We start from the raw sequence: 16,901 nt of genomic DNA on the forward strand, positions 1-16,901 counted from the left end.
CTTAACGGCTCCTGTTTAAGTTAAGACTTGGACTGCTCAGACTGGCTACCGCTTGCGCCTTGCTGGTTGTTATCTGCGGTTATTTCCTGCGCTTTTACCTGCGCGCCAGGACGTACTTTTTGCAGCCCAGTAACAATCACGCGGTCGCCCGGCTTAAGTCCATCAGTGACTAACCATTTGTCGCCAATCGCTTGTGCGGCGACAATTTGACGCGTTTCAACTTTGTTGTCAGCACCGATAACCAATGCACTGGCATCGCCACGCGGTGTGCGGGTAACGCCTTGCTGCGGAACCAGTAATGCAGTTGGGTTAATCCCTTCTTCCAGACGTGCGCGGACGAACATACCCGGCAGTAAGGTATGATCCGGGTTCGGGAAAATTGCGCGTAACGTAATCGACCCAGTGGTTTGATCTACCGTCACATCAGAAAATTCCAGCGTACCGGACTGCGGGTATTTAATGCCGTCATTGGTCACCAGCTCAACTTTCGCTTTACCGTTCTCTTGCTTCAGCGTGCCGTTGGCCAGCTCTTGTTTCAGGCGCAGGAAGTCATTACTTGACTGCGTCACGTCTACATAGATGGGATCCAACTGCTGAACGGTCGCCAGTGCGGTCGCCTGACCGTTTTGTACCAGAGCGCCTTCCGTAACGGATGATTTACCAATGCGACCGCTGATCGGCGACGTCACTTTGGTGTAAGCCAGATTGATGCGTGCAGTTTCTACCGCGGCTTTCGCGGCAACAACGGCGGCGTTTGCCTGCTGTGCGTCAGCCAGCGCGCTATCGTAGTCCTGTTGGCTGATGTACTTCGTACCTAACAGTTTCTGATAACGTTTCACCGTCAGTTGAGCGATATTTGCTGCGGCTTGTGCTTTGGCCAGATCACCTTTTGCACTTTCATAAGCGGCCTGGTAAGTAGCAGGATCAATCTGATAGAGAGATACACCCGCTTCGATGTCACCACCTTCCGTGAAATTACGTTTCAGGATAATCCCGCTAACCTGAGGACGAACTTCAGCAATACGAAACGCACTGGTGCGACCCGGAAGTTCGGTTGTGATCTGTAGAGGTTCAGTTTTGAGCGTAACAACTCCAACCTCTGGCATTTGCTGGCCCCCTTGTTGGGCCTGTTTGTCGTCACATCCTGTTAGCGCTAAGCTGCCTGAGAGCATCAGAACGACTGCCAGAGGCGTTAACCCTCTGTTTTTGTTCATATGTAAACCTCGAGTGTCCGATTTCAAATTGATCAATGGCTTAAAGCCCATAAACCCATTGCTGCGTTTATATTATCGTCGTGCTATGGTACATACATTCACAAATGTATGTAAATCTAACGCCTGTAAATTCACTGACCTATGGCACGAAAAACCAAACAACAAGCACAGGAAACACGACAACACATTCTCGATGTCGCTCTGCGTATGTTTTCGCAACAAGGGGTCTCATCCACCTCGCTGGCTGAGATCGCAAAAGCCGCTGGTGTGACGCGCGGTGCAATCTATTGGCATTTCAAAAACAAATCGGATTTATTCAGTGAAATCTGGGAGCTAGCAAAACCTAACATTGATGAGTTAGAGACTGAGTATCAGGCAAAATTCCCTGACGATCCACTATCAGTATTAAGAGAAATTTTAATTTACGTTCTTGAAACTACCGTGACAGAAGAACGCCGACGTTTATTGATGGAGATTATATTCCACAAATGCGAATTTGTCGGGGAAATAGCATCAGTTCAGTTAGTCGAACGTAGTCTGTGTCTGGAAAACTATGACCGCATAGAAAAAACGTTACGCCACTGTATGGATGTCAACATGTTGCCGGAAAACCTGAACACACGTCGTGTAGCGGTGTTAATGCGTAGCTATATTTCCGGGATCATGGAGAACTGGTTATTTGCTCCCGAATCATTTGATCTGAAGAATGAGGCTCGCCAGTACGTGGCGGTACTGCTGGAGATGTGTCTGCTTTGTCCAAGCTTGCGTCTGCAGGCAGGAGAGACAAGCTAGTTTGCCATTCTGCACCAGGAATTCTCCTGGTCATTTTGCCTTCTGCTATTCTGCCGTTCACAGCCGTGATATTCTTGTCACTTGACTATTTCCGGTCACTTTCCTGGTTCAGAAACATTCATTCTCATGACTATGTTGCAGCTCTATAAACGTTCACAGCATGTAATTGCTATTAGCATTCTTTTCTTCATTCTATTGTTATCCTGCCAGTCATCTGCATTTGCGCGGGCGCAACAGAGTGGTGAACTGCCGACGAAAGTTGATATTCAGAGCCAGTTAGACACGCTGAATAAACAAAAAGATCTCTCCGCGCAGGATAAGCTGGTCCAACAGGATCTCATCGATACCATTGCCACGCTGGATAAAATCGATCGCGTGAAAGATGAGACCGTACAGCTTCGCCAGAAAGTGGCCCAGGCGCCAGAGAAAATGCGCCAGGCGACGGATGCGCTAAATTCACTCAGCGATGTCGATAATGACGACGAAACGCGAAAAACGCTGAGCACGCTTTCCTTACGACAACTTGAGTCGCGCGTAGCGCAGGTCCTGGATGACCTGCAAAGCTCGCAAAACGATCTGGCCACGTATAACAGCCAACTGGTATCACTGCAGACCCAGCCAGAGCGCGTACAAAATGCGATGTACACCGCGTCGCAGCAGATGCAGCAAATCCGCAACCGACTTGATGGCACTAATGTAGGCGAAGGAGCTTTACGCCCCAGCCAGCAGGTGCTGTTACAGGCGCAGCAGGCGCTGCTGAATGCGCAGATCGACCAACAGCGTAAGAGCCTCGAAGGGAATACGATTTTGCAGGATACCTTGCAAAAACAACGTGATTACGTGACGGCGAACAGTAACCGCCTTGAGCATCAGCTCCAGCTCCTGCAGGAAGCGGTGAACAGCAAGCGACTGACGTTAACCGAAAAAACGGCGCAGGAAGCGGTCAATCCTGACGAGGCCGAGCGTATTCAGTCCAATCCGTTAGTGAAGCAGGAGCTTGATGTTAACCATCAGCTCAGCCAGCGTCTGATTGCCGCGACCGAAAATGGCAACAGCCTGATGCAGCAAAATATCAAAGTTAAAAACTGGCTTGACCGCGCGCTGCAATCCGAACGCAACATTAAAGAACAGATCGCCGTTCTGAAGGGCAGTCTGCTGCTGTCGCGTATTCTGTATCAGCAACAACAAACACTGCCGTCTGCGGATGAACTTGCCGATATGACCAACCGGATCGCCGACTTGCGTCTGGAGCAGTTTGAGGTCAACCAGCAGCGCGACGCGCTGTTCCAGAATGATGCGTTTGTCGCCAAACTGGAAGAAGGGCACCGCAACGAAGTGAACGGCGAAGTCCATGATGCCTTACTGCAGGTCGTGGATATGCGTCGTGAACTGTTGGATCAGCTAAATAAGCAGCTTGGCAATCAGCTGATGATGGCGATTAATCTGCAAATTAACCAGCAGCAGTTAATGAGTGTGTCGAAAAACCTGAGAGGGATCCTCACGCAGCAGATTTTCTGGGTTAACAGTAACCGTCCGATGGACTGGGACTGGATCAAAGCTTTCCCGCAAACGCTTAAAGACCAGTTTAAGTCGATGAAAATCACGGTTAACTGGGAGAAAGCATGGCCTGCGGTGTTTATTGCGTTCCTGGCGGGATTGCCGCTATTGCTCATTGCCGGGTTAATCCGCTGGCGTCTGAAATGGTTGAAAGAGTATCAGGCGAAATTAGCCGCTGCGGTGGGTAACCTGCGTAATGACAGTCAGCTCAATACACCAAAAGCGATTCTGATCGATCTCATCAGAGCCTTGCCGGCGTGCCTGATTATCCTCGCGGTAGGTCTGATTCTTTTGACTATGCAGTTGAATATCAGCGACCTGCTGTGGGCGTTCAGCAAGAAGATGACTGTCTTCTGGCTGGTGTTTGGTTTGTGCTGGAAGGTGCTGGAAAAGGATGGCGTGGCGATTCGTCATTTTGGCATGCCTGCGAAGCAGACCAGCCACTGGCGTCGTCAGATTGTGCGCATCAGCCTCGCACTGTTGCCGTTGAACTTCTGGTCGGTTATTGCTGAGTTGTCGCCGCTTAATTTAATGGACGATGTGCTTGGGCAGGCGGTCATTTTCCTCAACCTGCTGCTGATCGCCTTCCTGGTATGGCCAATGTGCCGCGAAAGCTGGCGTGATAAAGAGTCGCATGGTCTGCGTCTGGTGACGATTACCGTGCTGTCTATTATCCCGATAGCATTAATGGTGCTGACGGCGACCGGCTATTTCTACACCACGCTGCGCCTGGCGGGACGCTGGATTGAAACGGTTTATCTGGTCATTCTCTGGAACCTGCTGTACCAGACCGTGCTGCGTGGGTTGAGCGTCGCGGCACGTCGTATCGCCTGGCGTCGCGCGCTGGCGCGTCGTCAGAACCTGGTGAAAGAAGGGGCGGAGGGTGCAGAGCCGCAGGAAGAGCCGACCATCGCGCTGGAGCAGGTTAACCAACAAACGCTGCGTATAACTATGCTGGTAATGGTTGCCCTGTTTGGTGTCTTGTTCTGGGCCATTTGGTCTGATTTGATCACCGTGTTCAGCTATCTCGACAGCATTACGCTCTGGCATTACAACGGCACCGAAGCGGGTGCGGCAGTGGTGAAAGACGTCACCATGGGCAGCCTGTTGTTTGCGATTATTGCATCAATGGTGGCGTGGGCGTTGATCCGCAACTTACCAGGGCTGCTGGAAGTGCTGGTGCTGTCGCGACTGAAAATGCGCCAGGGTGCTTCCTATGCGATCACTACGATCCTTAACTACGCGATCATCGCCATCGGCGCAATGACGGTCTTCGGATCGCTCGGTGTTTCGTGGGATAAGCTACAGTGGCTGGCCGCCGCCCTGTCGGTTGGTCTGGGTTTTGGCTTGCAGGAAATTTTCGGTAACTTTGTTTCCGGCCTGATTATCCTGTTTGAACGCCCGGTCCGCATCGGCGATACCGTTACCATCGGTACGTTCTCAGGAACGGTCAGCAAGATTCGAATTCGTGCCACCACCATTACCGACTTCGATCGCAAAGAGGTGATTATCCCGAACAAAGCGTTCGTGACGGAGCGCTTGATCAACTGGTCGCTCTCCGATACTACCACGCGCCTGGTGATTCGCATTGGCGTGGCCTATGGTTCGGATCTGGACAAAGTTAAGAAGGTGCTGCTGCAGGCGGCGATTGAGCACCCGAAAGTGATGCACGATCCGGAACCAGCGGTGTTCTTTACCGCCTTCGGCGCCAGCACGCTGGATCATGAGCTGCGTTTATACGTGCGCGAATTGCGCGATCGTAGCCATACGGTTGATGAGCTTAACCGTGCGGTCGATCGTTTGTGCCGTGAAAACGACATTGATATTGCCTTTAACCAGCTCGAAGTGCACCTGCACAACGCGAAGGGCGACACCGTGACCGAGGTTAAGCGTGACATCATTAAAGGTGATGACCCGACGCCTTCGGTAGGTTAATAGAAAAATCATCAGGCCTGCGAGCTTCGATTCATTCGTAGGCCTGATAAGTGCAATGCCATCAGGTTTTCAGTTACAGATCTTTTTTAGATAAAGAGAGCCGTTTCTTCTCGTAATCCTGCTTCACAATCTCCAGCGCTTTCAGCACAATTTCAGGCTCCATCTGATTCTCTTCAAGCAGGACAATCAGATCGACGGCCAGTTTGATCTCGTCCGGGGCGTTCTCTAATGACATAAATTCTCCGGGATTAACGGGTTAAACGCGCCAGCACGTTTTCTATTCTCGCCAGGGCATGGCGACAGCGTGCCAGTCGCGCCTCGAATGCTTCTACTTCACGATGCAGTTTTTGCTGTTCTTCAAAACCCGTTGCCTGAGCCAGACGCTTTTTGCGTTCATGCGTCATTTCCACCAGTCGGCGTTCAAACTCCTGGTGTTGAACTCGCTTGCGCTGCCAGCGCGCCAGGCCTGGAGATGCGCAGTCCCACTCGCGGAGTGACCAACTGGCGGTTTCACGCGAAATCGCCTCTAACTGTGAGGCAAGGTGTTCCGCCAGCCAGCTAATTTGTGGTAGTTGTTGCTGTTCAACTGCGCGCCGCAAGGCTGCGAGATTATCTTCAGCTTCAACCAGATAAGCTTGGAGCAACGTGCTGCGAGTGTGAAACAGATGCCTGTCAAAGCGGGCGCTCAGCGTGGCGTGATGCGCCAGCGGGGCACACTGCTGGCGCAGGCGGTTAAGCTGGTTTTCGAGCGTCTGTAGTAGCATGACGGTTTTCACGACAACACTCCGATGAAAATGAGAACTGTTATGCTAAAGTAGCGATTCTCTGTGTTAAGTACTGATATTATGCAACGCATTATTCTAATCATCATTGGCTGGATAGCGGTAGTGTTAGGCACGCTGGGCGTTGTATTGCCGTTGCTGCCCACGACGCCATTTATCCTGCTGGCCGCCTGGTGTTTTGCCCGCTCATCGCCGCGCTTTCACGACTGGCTGCTGTACCGTTCGTGGTTCGGCGGGTATCTGCGTCACTGGCAAAAACACCGCGCGATGCCGCCTGGAGCGAAGCCACGCGCAATTTTGTTAATCCTGGTGACGTTTGCTATTTCACTCTGGCTGGTCAATATGATGTGGGTGCGCGGCCTGCTGCTGGTTATTCTCGCCTGTTTACTGATTTTTATGTGGCGGATCCCGGTGATTGATGAAAAACAACAAAAGCAGTAAACCGCAATAATCGCTGTTGCAATTGTCTCTCGCAGCCAGTAAATTCGACCGTTTTCGAGCACAGGCGCAGATGGTCAAAGGTTAAGCAAGTGTAACCCTGACCCTTAATATAGACACAAAATCATTCAAGATACGTCGAAGATGAAGTGTATAGTGCGCCGTGAAGTAATACTGTATCAATCAGGCACAAACTTATGACCGCGACTGCACAGCAGCTTGAGTTTCTCAAAAATAGCATCAAAAGCATCCACGATTACCCAAAACCGGGCATTCTTTTCCGTGATGTCACCAGTTTACTGGAAGATCCGAAAGCCTACGCCCTCAGCATTGAATTGCTGGTTGAACGCTATAAAGATGCGGGTATCACTAAAGTGGTTGGCACCGAAGCGCGTGGCTTCCTGTTTGGCGCGCCGGTAGCGTTGGGTCTGGGCGTCGGCTTTGTTCCGGTACGTAAACCCCGTAAGCTTCCGCGTGAGGTGATAGCTGAGAGCTATGAGCTGGAATACGGCACCGATCAGCTGGAAATTCACGTTGATGCCATCAAACCGGGCGATAAAGTCCTGGTTGTAGACGACCTGCTGGCAACCGGCGGCACGATTGAAGCGACCGTGAAGTTGATCCGCCGACTGGGTGGCGAAGTGACCGATGCTGCCTTTATCATTAACCTGTTTGATCTGGGCGGCGAACAGCGTCTGGAAAAGCAGGGGCTGACCTGTTACAGCCTGGTACCATTCCCGGGCCACTAAGTCGGGCTATCTTATCCCGTCTGAAGTAATACCGAGACACACAACCTCGCCGTCGCTGCGAGGTTGTGTTAGCATTACCCTCCTGTGAATCCACCCTCCAGCCTTTCAGAGCCTGCCAATGAGTTATCAGGTCTTAGCCCGAAAATGGCGCCCACAAACCTTTGCTGACGTCGTCGGCCAAGAACATGTGCTGACGGCACTGGCGAACGGCTTGTCGTTAGGGCGTATTCATCATGCTTATTTGTTTTCCGGCACCCGTGGCGTCGGAAAAACCTCTATCGCCCGCTTGCTGGCGAAGGGATTAAACTGTGAAACCGGCATCACCGCGACGCCGTGCGGCGTGTGCGATAACTGCCGGGAAATTGAGCAGGGGCGTTTTGTCGATTTGATTGAAATCGATGCCGCCTCACGCACCAAAGTCGAAGACACTCGTGATCTGCTGGATAACGTCCAGTACGCGCCTGCGCGCGGGCGATTTAAGGTCTATTTGATCGACGAAGTGCACATGCTGTCGCGCCACAGCTTTAATGCCTTGCTGAAAACGCTCGAAGAGCCGCCCGCGCACGTCAAGTTCCTGCTGGCGACTACCGATCCGCAGAAGCTGCCGGTGACCATCCTGTCGCGCTGTCTGCAATTCCATCTTAAAGCGCTGGATGTCGAACAGATTCGCCATCAGCTTGAGCATATTCTCAAAGAAGAGCATATCGCCCATGAACCGCGTGCGCTGCAACTGCTGGCTCGCGCCGCGGACGGCAGCCTGCGCGATGCGCTAAGTTTGACCGATCAGGCGATCGCCAGCGGCGATGGTCAGGTCTCGACCGACGCGGTCAGCACCATGCTCGGCACGCTGGACGACGACCAGGCACTCTCGCTTGTTGAAGCGGTTGTGGCCGCCGACGGCGAACGCGTGATGACGTTGGTTAACGACGCTGCCGCGCGCGGTATTGAATGGGAAGCGTTGCTGGTAGAAATGTCGGCTTTACTGCATCGTATTGCCATGGTTCAGCTTTCACCTGCCGCGCTCGGCAGCGATATGGCCGCCATTGAACAGCGTATGCGTGAACTGGCGCGAATCGTCCCGCCAACCGATGTGCAGCTTTATTATCAGACCCTGTTAATCGGGCGCAAAGAGCTGCCGTATGCGCCGGACAGACGAATGGGCGTCGAAATGACGCTGCTGCGTGCGCTGGCTTTTCATCCGAGCATGCCGCTCCCGGAACCTGAAGTTCCGCGTCAGTCGTTTGCCCCGGTCGCACCCACTGCGGTGATAACCCCAACGCAGGTGCCGCAGCAGCCTGCGTCAGCGCAACAGCAACAGAATGTGCCGCTCTCCGATGCTACCAGCCAGGTGCTGGCTGCACGCAGCCAGCTGCAACGCGCCCAGGGAGCAACCAAACCAAAAAAGAGTGAACCGGCAGCCGCTTCCCGCGCGCGGCCGGTGAATAATGCTGCGCTGGAAAGACTGGCTTCGGTGTCGGAACGTGTTCAGGCGCGTCCGGCGGTCTCTGCGCTGGAAAAGGCTCCGGCGAAGAAAGAAGCGTATCGCTGGAAGGCGACCAATCCTGTTGCAGAAGTTAAAGACGTCGTTGCCACGCCGAAAGCGCTGAAAAAAGCGCTTGAGCATGAAAAAACGCCGGAACTGGCGGCAAAGCTTGCGGCTGAAGCTATTGAACGCGATCCGTGGGCAGCCCAGGTAAGCCAGCTCTCGCTACCTAAACTTGTGGAGCAGGTGGCGCTTAATGCCTGGAAAGAAGAGGATGGCAACATGGTGCGCCTGCACCTGCGTTCCACGCAGCGGCACCTTAATTCCAGTGGCGCGCAGCAAAAACTGGCCGAAGCATTGAGTACCTTAACGGGGTCAACGGTTGAATTGACCATCGTTGAAGATGATAATCCTGCGGTGCGCACGCCGCTGGAGTGGCGTCAGGCCATCTATGAAGAGAAGCTCGCGCAGGCGCGTGAGTCGATTATTGCGGATAATAACATCCAGACGCTGCGTCGTTTTTTCGATGCGGACCTGGATGAAGAAAGTATTCGCCCCATTTGATCGTCAGCCAAATGGTTTGACGGTCGTCATCCCTTAACGTGATTGAGAGAGAAGCCTATGTTTGGTAAAGGCGGTCTGGGTAACCTGATGAAACAGGCCCAGCAGATGCAAGAAAAAATGCAGCAGATGCAGGAAGAAGTCGCCAAGCTGGAAGTGACCGGCGAATCTGGCGCGGGTCTGGTAAAAGTGACCATCAACGGCGCGCATAACTGCCGTCGCGTGGAGATCGATCCAAGCCTGCTGGAAGACGACAAAGAGATGCTGGAAGACCTGGTTGCTGCGGCATTCAACGACGCGGCGCGTCGTATTGAAGAGACGCAGAAAGAGAAGATGGCTTCTGTTTCCTCCGGAATGCAGCTGCCGCCTGGCTTTAAGATGCCGTTCTGATGCAAACCAGCCCGCTGTTAACTCAGCTTATGGAAGCACTGCGCTGTCTGCCGGGCGTTGGTCCGAAGTCTGCGCAGCGCATGGCGTTCACGCTGCTTCAGCGCGATCGCAGCGGCGGGATGCGTCTGGCGCAGGCGTTAACGAAGGCGATGTCGGAAATCGGCCACTGTGCCGATTGCCGCACTTTCACCGAGCAGGACGTCTGCAACATCTGCTCGAACCCGCGTCGCCAGGAAAACGGTCAGATTTGCGTGGTGGAGAGTCCGGCGGACATCTACGCCATTGAGCAAACCGGGCAATTTTCCGGACGTTACTTCGTGCTTATGGGACACCTGTCGCCGTTGGACGGTATCGGGCCGGATGACATCGGGCTGGATCGTCTTGAACAGCGACTGGCGTCTGAGCAAATCAACGAACTGATCCTTGCGACTAATCCCACGGTCGAAGGAGAAGCGACCGCCAACTATATTGCTGAGCTTTGCATGCAGTATGGCGTTGAAGCCAGCCGTATCGCCCATGGCGTTCCGGTCGGCGGCGAGCTGGAAATGGTCGATGGCACCACGCTATCGCACTCTCTGGCAGGACGGCACAAGATTAAATTCTGAACAAACGGAGGCCGCGACGGCGGCTTCCGCTTGAAATCCTTCCCGCTTGTCCCCATTTCACCCTCAACGTGTTTTTACCATTGAAAATGGCATTGTTGAGGTAGATCTACATGAAAGGACAAGAAACTCGTGGTTTTCAGTCAGAAGTAAAACAGCTTCTGCACCTGATGATCCATTCTCTGTATTCCAATAAAGAAATCTTCCTGCGTGAGCTTATCTCTAACGCCTCGGATGCGGCAGACAAGCTGCGTTTCCGCGCACTGTCTAACCCGGATCTGTATGAAGGTGACGGTGAGCTGCGTGTGCGTGTTTCCTTCGATAAAGATAAGCGTACGTTGACCATTGCCGATAACGGCGTGGGGATGAACCGTGATGACGTTATCGATCATCTGGGGACCATTGCGAAATCCGGCACCAAATCTTTCCTCGAATCCATGGGTTCCGATCAGGCGAAAGACAGCCAGTTGATCGGTCAGTTCGGGGTTGGCTTCTACTCAGCCTTCATCGTGGCGGACAAAGTCACCGTGCGTACCCGTGCTGCGGGTGATAAACCGGAAAACGGCGTGTTCTGGGAGTCTGCGGGCGAGGGTGAGTACACCGTTGCTGATATCACCAAAGACGATCGCGGCACCGAAATCACTCTGCATCTGCGCGAAGGCGAAGACGAGTTCCTCGATGACTGGCGCGTACGTTCCATCATTAGCAAATATTCCGACCATATCGCGCTGCCGGTAGAGATCGAAAAAACCGAAGAGAAAGACGGCGAGACCGTGGTTTCCTGGGAAAAGATCAACAAGGCGCAGGCGTTGTGGACGCGTAACAAGTCGGAAATCAAAGACGACGAATACAACGAATTCTATAAGCATATCGCCCACGATTTCACCGACCCGCTGACCTGGAGCCACAATCGTGTAGAAGGTAAGCAGGAGTACACCAGCCTGCTGTATATCCCATCGCAGGCGCCGTGGGATATGTGGAACCGCGATCACAAGCATGGTCTGAAACTGTACGTCCAGCGTGTATTCATCATGGACGATGCCGAGCAGTTCATGCCGAACTACCTGCGCTTTGTCCGTGGTCTGATAGATTCTAACGATCTTCCGCTGAACGTCTCCCGTGAGATCCTGCAGGACAGCACCGTCACCCGTAACCTGCGCAGCGCGCTGACCAAACGCGTACTGCAGATGCTGGAAAAACTGGCGAAAGACGACGCGGAAAAATACCAGACCTTCTGGAAACAGTTTGGTCTGGTTCTGAAAGAAGGCCCGGCGGAAGACCATGCTAATCAGGAAACTATCGCCAAACTGATGCGCTTCGCGTCTACGCATACTGACTCCTCCGCACAGACCGTGTCGCTGGAAGACTACGTTGCGCGGATGAAAGAAGGGCAGGAGAAAATCTACTACATCACCGCAGACAGCTATGCGGCGGCGAAGAGCAGCCCGCACCTGGAACTGCTGCGTAAGAAAGGCATCGAAGTGCTGCTACTTTCTGACCGCATCGATGAGTGGATGATGAACTACCTGACCGAGTTCGATGGCAAACCATTCCAGTCCGTGGCCAAAGCCGACGAGTCCATCGACAAACTGGCGGATGAAGTTGACGAATCGGCAAAAGAAGCGGAAAAAGCGCTGACGCCGTTTGTTGAGCGCGTGAAAACCTTGCTGGGCGATCGCGTAAAAGAAGTGCGTCTGACTCACCGTCTGACCGACACACCGGCTATCGTCACCACCGATGCGGATGAAATGAGCACCCAGATGGCGAAACTGTTCGCCGCTGCGGGCCAGGCGGTACCGGAAGTGAAATATATCTTTGAACTGAACCCGGACCACGTGCTGGTAAAACGCACGGCGGATACTCAGGACGAAGCGCAGTTCAAAGAGTGGGTTGAACTGCTGCTGGGTCAGGCGCTGTTTGCCGAGCGTGGCACGCTGGAAGATCCGAACCAGTTCATCCGCCGTATGAACCAGTTGCTGGTATCCTGATAGCGATAATGTGATGCCGGATGGCGCTAGCGCCATCCGGCTTTTTTTCGCCTTCTGAACTCAATTTTCCATCATTAACCGTTTCAGCGCAGGCACCTTCCTTGAGCCAATTGCGTGATGGTGGTATCGTTTAGCGCTTTTTAAAAAATATCGACAACCTTTAAGGGGATTTTCGTAATGCGTATCATTCTGCTTGGCGCTCCGGGCGCGGGTAAAGGAACTCAGGCTCAGTTCATCATGGAGAAGTATGGTATTCCGCAAATCTCCACCGGTGATATGCTGCGTGCCGCCGTGAAATCTGGCTCCGAGCTGGGCAAACAAGCGAAAGACATCATGGACGCCGGTAAGTTGGTGACTGATGAGCTGGTGATCGCGCTGGTAAAAGAGCGTATTGCTCAGGAAGACTGCCGTAATGGTTTCCTGCTTGATGGCTTCCCGCGCACTATTCCGCAGGCAGATGCCATGAAGGAAGCGGGTATCAACGTGGACTACGTTCTGGAATTCGACGTTCCGGACGAGCTGATCGTTGACCGTATTGTAGGTCGTCGCGTACACGCTGCTTCTGGCCGCGTTTACCACATCAAATTCAACCCGCCTAAGGTTGAAGGTAAAGACGACGTGACCGGCGAAGAGCTGACCACCCGTAAAGACGATCAGGAAGAGACCGTACGTAAGCGCCTGGTGGAATACCATCAGATGACCGCACCGCTGATCGGCTACTACTCGAAAGAAGCACAGGCGGGTAACACTAAATACGCGAAAGTTGACGGCACTCAGGCCGTGGCTGACGTTCGCGCAGCGCTGGAAAAAATCCTCGGTTAATTTTTAACGCAGTTAATGCGGATACACCTTATCCGGCCTACGATTCTTTGTAGGCCTGATAAGCGTAGCGCCATCAGGCAAATTCTCGTCTTACCTTTCACAGCAATTAGTTCTTCTTTACCGCTTTTCCGCTACAATTATCAACAATTTGAATCGATAAGAGGCGGTAATGCGTCAGACGAAAACCGGTATCCTGCTGGCAAACCTCGGCACTCCCGATGCCCCAACCCCCGAAGCCGTTAAGCGCTACCTTCGCCAGTTTTTAAGCGATCAACGCGTAGTCGATACGTCCCCTGCGCTGTGGTGGCCGTTGCTGCGTGGTGTGATCTTGCCGTTGCGAGCGCCGCGTGTGGCAAAGCTGTACCAGTCAATCTGGATGGAAGACGGTTCCCCGCTAATGGTCTACAGCAAGGCGCAACAGCAGGCGTTGGCACAACGTCTGCCTGATACGCCTGTCGCGCTGGGGATGAGCTACGGTTCGCCGTCGCTCGAAAGCGCGGTTGATGAACTGTTGGCAAGCGGAGTGGAACACATGGTGGTGTTACCGCTGTACCCGCAATATTCCTGTTCGACGGTTGCAGCAGTCTGGGATGAGCTGGCGCGCATCTTAGCGCGCAAACGCGCTATTCCTGGTGTCTCATTTATTCGTGATTACGCCGATGACAGCAGCTACATTGATGCGCTGGCCAAGAGTGCCCGGGATTCATTTGCTCAACATGGCGAACCTGATTTGCTGCTGCTCTCCTACCACGGCATTCCGCAGCGCTACGCCGATGAGGGCGATGACTACCCGCAGCGCTGTCGCGACACGACGCGTGAGCTGGTTTCGGCGCTTGGTCTGCCGCCGGAAAAAGTCATGATGACCTTCCAGTCTCGCTTTGGCCGCGAACCGTGGCTGACGCCGTATACCGATGAAACGTTAAAAATGCTGGCGGAGAAAGGGACCCGACATATCCAGGTTATGTGTCCGGGCTTCGCGGCTGATTGTCTCGAAACGCTGGAAGAGATAGCGGTGCAAAACCGGGAGATTTTCCTTGAGGCTGGCGGTAAGCAATATGAATATATTCCGGCGTTGAATGCCACACCGGAACATATCGAAATGATGGTTAAACTGACCGCCGCCTACCTTTAAAGCTGCGCCCTGAAATAACGCGCGCCGTCCTGCAGGGCATCGTCGGCGGTTTTCATCATCCGCGAATAGTGCAGGAAGGCGTGCAGCGTGCCGGGATACATTTTGTACTGGCAAGGCTGCTGATGCGCTTGTAACGTCTGGAATAATAAGCAGCTATCGTCGATCAGCGGATCGAACTCCGCACCGGCGATAAAACATGGCGGTACGTCGCGCGTCAGATCGTTATTAAACAGGCAATAGTACGGTGACTCGCGATCGTCAGCGCTGCGTAGGTACGCGTTTTCGTACATCTGCAGATCTTCGCGGGTTAAACCATCCCACGCGCCGCCCATCAGCCGTCGACTTAGTGAATCTTGCAGGCCGTAAAGGCCATACCACAACAGCACGCCAGCGACTTTGCCGCAGGCAATGTTTTTATCTCGCAGCCACAGAGTGCTGGCTAGCGCCAGCATCGCTCCGGCGGAATCGCCCGCAAAACCAATCGTATTTACATTGAGGGAATAGTCGCCAGCGTGTTGATGATAGTACTGGCAAACGGTGACTATCTCTTCAATGGCTTGCGGGTAGCGGGCTTCCGGCGCCAGCGAATAGTCAATGCCGATCACCGTGCACTGGGTGTAGTGCGCGAGTAAGCGCATAATACGGTCGTGGGTATCCAGATTACCGAGAATAAAACCGCCGCCGTGCAGGTAATACAGCGTCGCCTGGCTTTGGGGCTGCGGAGCGTAAATTCGTGTGGCAACGGGACCGCACGCGGTAGAAATCACGCATTCTCGGGTATCCATCTGCGGGGCATCGGCATTCCACAGTTGCCGCTCATGAATGTAGTGTTGGCGCTGAGCCACGAAGTCATCGGCAGCGGGCCATGGCGGCAAATCGTCGCGATGAAAATTCACCACGCTTTTCATTTCATCCGAAATTTTGTCGAGTACGGGGATTTTGTTTTCCGGTTTCATAAAACACTCCTTGTAAAGGTGAGTTATTGTAGAAATTAATCCTGGACAAACTGCGATCTCACCGTCCGATATTGAAACTCAGCGCCGCATCGCATGCGCAGCAGGGAATGTGCTACCATGCATCGCTCAGTTAACCACCCTAAAATCGACCATGAAATTTCCCGGTAAACGTAAATCCAAACACTATTTTCCCGTCAGCGCGCGCGATCCGTTGCTGCAACAAATTCAACCAGAAAATGAAACCAGCGCTGCCTGGGTGGTGGGCATCGACCAGACGCTGGTGGATATTGAAGCCAAAGTGGATGATGGCTTTGTCAAACGTTATGGATTAAGCGCCGGGCACTCTCTGGTGATTGCCGATGATGTCGCTGAAGCGCTCTACCAGGAGCTGGTGCGCGAAAATTTGATCACCCATCAGTTTGCGGGCGGTACTATCGGTAACACCATGCACAACTACTCCGTGTTGGCGGATGACCGCTCGGTGCTACTGGGTGTGATGTGCAGCAATATCGAGATTGGTAGTTACGCGTACCGTTATTTATGTAATACCTCCAGCCGTACCGATCTGAACTACCTGCAAGGCGTTAATGGACCGATTGGCCGCTGCTTTACGCTGATTGGCGAATCCGGAGAGCGTACCTTCGCCATCAGCCCCGGACATATGAACAAACTGCGAGCGGATAGCATCCCTGAATCCGTCATTGCTGGTGCGTCCGCGCTGGTGCTGACGTCCTATCTGGTGCGCTGCGAACCGGGCGAGCCGATGCCGGAAGCAACCATGAAGGCGATTGAATATGCCAAAAAACACAATGTGCCGGTGGTACTGACGCTGGGCACCAAATTCGTTATTGCCGATAATCCGCAGTGGTGGCAGGCATTTCTGAAAGAGCATGTCTCTATTCTGGCGATGAATGAAGAAGAGGCCGAAGCGCTGACCGGCGAGAACGATCCGCTACTGGCGTCCGACAAGGCGCTGGACTGGGTGGATCTGGTGCTGTGCACTGCGGGCCCGGCGGGTCTGTATATGGCGGGCTTTACGGAAGAAGAAGTCAAACGTAAAACCCAGCATCCGCTGCTGCCTGGGGCGATTGCCGAATTTAACCAATACGAATTTAGCCGCGCCATGCGTCATAAAGACTGTACGAATCCGTTACGTGTGTATTCACACATCGCGCCGTATATGGGCGGGCCAGAAAAGATCATGAACACCAACGGTGCTGGTGACGGCGCGCTGGCGGCATTGCTGCATGATATTACTGCCAACAGCTATCACCGTAGCAACGTGCCTAACTCCAGCAAGCACAAGTTTACCTGGCTGACCTATTCGTCATTAGCGCAGGTGTGTAAATATGCTAACCGCGTGAGTTACCAGGTGCTGAACCAGCATTCCCCGCGTCTGACGCGCGGCTTGCCGGAACGTGAGGACAGCCTGGAAGAGTCGTACTGGGATCGTTAAATCTTGCGTAGGCCGGATAAGCGATAACGCTATCCGGCACGTAA

15 protein-coding genes and 1 other annotated feature are annotated in these 16,901 nt (G+C 53.4%); of the genes, 11 read left to right on the forward strand and 4 right to left on the reverse strand.

From position 1 onward, the window contains the following. Positions 1 to 20: 20 nt before the first annotated feature. A complete protein-coding gene (gene acrA / locus OGY15_RS16280; RefSeq protein WP_151218648.1) occupies positions 21 to 1,214 on the reverse strand; it encodes a multidrug efflux RND transporter periplasmic adaptor subunit AcrA in 1,194 nt (397 codons plus the stop codon). A 141-nt stretch (positions 1,215 to 1,355) separates the two neighbouring features. Between acrA and acrR the strand changes: the two genes are divergently transcribed. Both acrR and mscK read left to right on the forward strand, forming a co-directional pair. Continuing rightward, positions 1,356 to 2,006: a multidrug efflux transporter transcriptional repressor AcrR gene (acrR, locus tag OGY15_RS16285; RefSeq protein ID WP_003021744.1), complete on the forward strand. Its 651-nt coding sequence runs from the start codon at positions 1,356 to 1,358 to the stop codon at positions 2,004 to 2,006. Between the two features lie 126 nt (positions 2,007 to 2,132). Next, positions 2,133 to 5,498, forward strand: a complete 3,366-nt coding sequence (gene mscK, locus OGY15_RS16290) for a mechanosensitive channel MscK (protein ID WP_286540107.1) — start codon at positions 2,133 to 2,135, stop codon at positions 5,496 to 5,498. 73 nt (positions 5,499 to 5,571) lie between these two features. Here mscK and rsmS read toward each other — a convergent pair whose 3' ends face one another. Both rsmS and priC read right to left on the reverse strand, forming a co-directional pair. Beyond that, positions 5,572 to 5,733: a pleiotropic regulatory protein RsmS gene (gene rsmS / locus OGY15_RS16295; protein WP_151218650.1), complete on the reverse strand. Its 162-nt coding sequence runs from the start codon at positions 5,731 to 5,733 to the stop codon at positions 5,572 to 5,574. 13 nt (positions 5,734 to 5,746) lie between these two features. Next, positions 5,747 to 6,274 carry a primosomal replication protein N'' gene (gene priC, locus OGY15_RS16300; protein ID WP_187252903.1) on the reverse strand — a complete coding sequence of 176 codons (528 nt, stop codon included), beginning with the start codon at positions 6,272 to 6,274 and terminating at the stop codon, positions 5,747 to 5,749. A 69-nt stretch (positions 6,275 to 6,343) separates the two neighbouring features. Between priC and OGY15_RS16305 the strand changes: the two genes are divergently transcribed. The 8 genes from OGY15_RS16305 (at position 6,344) to hemH (ending at position 14,445) form a co-directional block, all read left to right on the forward strand. Beyond that, a complete protein-coding gene (locus OGY15_RS16305) occupies positions 6,344 to 6,721 on the forward strand; it encodes a DUF454 family protein (protein WP_003847534.1) in 378 nt (125 codons plus the stop codon). A 194-nt stretch (positions 6,722 to 6,915) separates the two neighbouring features. Next, entirely contained in the window at positions 6,916 to 7,467 is a 552-nt protein-coding gene (gene apt, locus OGY15_RS16310) for an adenine phosphoribosyltransferase (RefSeq protein WP_005125198.1), read from the forward strand. Between the two features lie 118 nt (positions 7,468 to 7,585). After that, positions 7,586 to 9,514, forward strand: a complete 1,929-nt coding sequence (gene dnaX, locus OGY15_RS16315; protein ID WP_286540115.1) for a DNA polymerase III subunit gamma/tau — start codon at positions 7,586 to 7,588, stop codon at positions 9,512 to 9,514. Beyond that, positions 8,847 to 8,911 (forward strand) — a sequence feature (DnaX frameshifting element). It overlaps the preceding gene by 65 nt. Positions 9,515 to 9,571: 57 nt before the next feature. Next, the gene (locus OGY15_RS16320) at positions 9,572 to 9,901 is read left to right on the forward strand and encodes a YbaB/EbfC family nucleoid-associated protein (protein WP_003021764.1); all 330 of its coding nucleotides are present in this window, start codon (positions 9,572 to 9,574) and stop codon (positions 9,899 to 9,901) included. Then, the gene (gene recR, locus OGY15_RS16325; RefSeq protein WP_003021767.1) at positions 9,901 to 10,506 is read left to right on the forward strand and encodes a recombination mediator RecR; all 606 of its coding nucleotides are present in this window, start codon (positions 9,901 to 9,903) and stop codon (positions 10,504 to 10,506) included. The genes OGY15_RS16320 and recR overlap by 1 nt, the downstream gene beginning before the upstream one ends. Before the next feature lie 110 nt (positions 10,507 to 10,616). Beyond that, positions 10,617 to 12,491, forward strand: coding sequence for a molecular chaperone HtpG (htpG, locus tag OGY15_RS16330; protein ID WP_286540116.1), 1,875 nt, complete (start codon positions 10,617 to 10,619; stop codon positions 12,489 to 12,491). Positions 12,492 to 12,668: 177 nt separating this feature from the next. Beyond that, on the forward strand, positions 12,669 to 13,313 hold the full coding sequence (gene adk, locus OGY15_RS16335) for an adenylate kinase (protein ID WP_003021773.1): 645 nt from the start codon (positions 12,669 to 12,671) through the stop codon (positions 13,311 to 13,313). A gap of 169 nt (positions 13,314 to 13,482) precedes the next feature. Continuing rightward, positions 13,483 to 14,445 carry a ferrochelatase gene (hemH, locus tag OGY15_RS16340; protein ID WP_151218655.1) on the forward strand — a complete coding sequence of 321 codons (963 nt, stop codon included), beginning with the start codon at positions 13,483 to 13,485 and terminating at the stop codon, positions 14,443 to 14,445. Here the strand turns inward: hemH and aes are convergent. Further along, the gene (aes, locus tag OGY15_RS16345; RefSeq protein ID WP_286540120.1) at positions 14,442 to 15,401 is read right to left on the reverse strand and encodes an acetyl esterase; all 960 of its coding nucleotides are present in this window, start codon (positions 15,399 to 15,401) and stop codon (positions 14,442 to 14,444) included. The two genes, hemH and aes, sit on opposite strands and share 4 nt — an antisense overlap. 151 nt (positions 15,402 to 15,552) lie before the next feature. Between aes and gsk the strand changes: the two genes are divergently transcribed. Further along, the gene (gene gsk, locus OGY15_RS16350; RefSeq protein WP_151218776.1) at positions 15,553 to 16,857 is read left to right on the forward strand and encodes an inosine/guanosine kinase; all 1,305 of its coding nucleotides are present in this window, start codon (positions 15,553 to 15,555) and stop codon (positions 16,855 to 16,857) included. The last annotated feature ends 44 nt before the right edge of the window (positions 16,858 to 16,901 follow it).

It is taken from the genome of Citrobacter sp. Cu231 (assembly GCF_030332265.1).
Lineage (GTDB): Bacteria > Pseudomonadota > Gammaproteobacteria > Enterobacterales > Enterobacteriaceae > Citrobacter > Citrobacter meridianamericanus.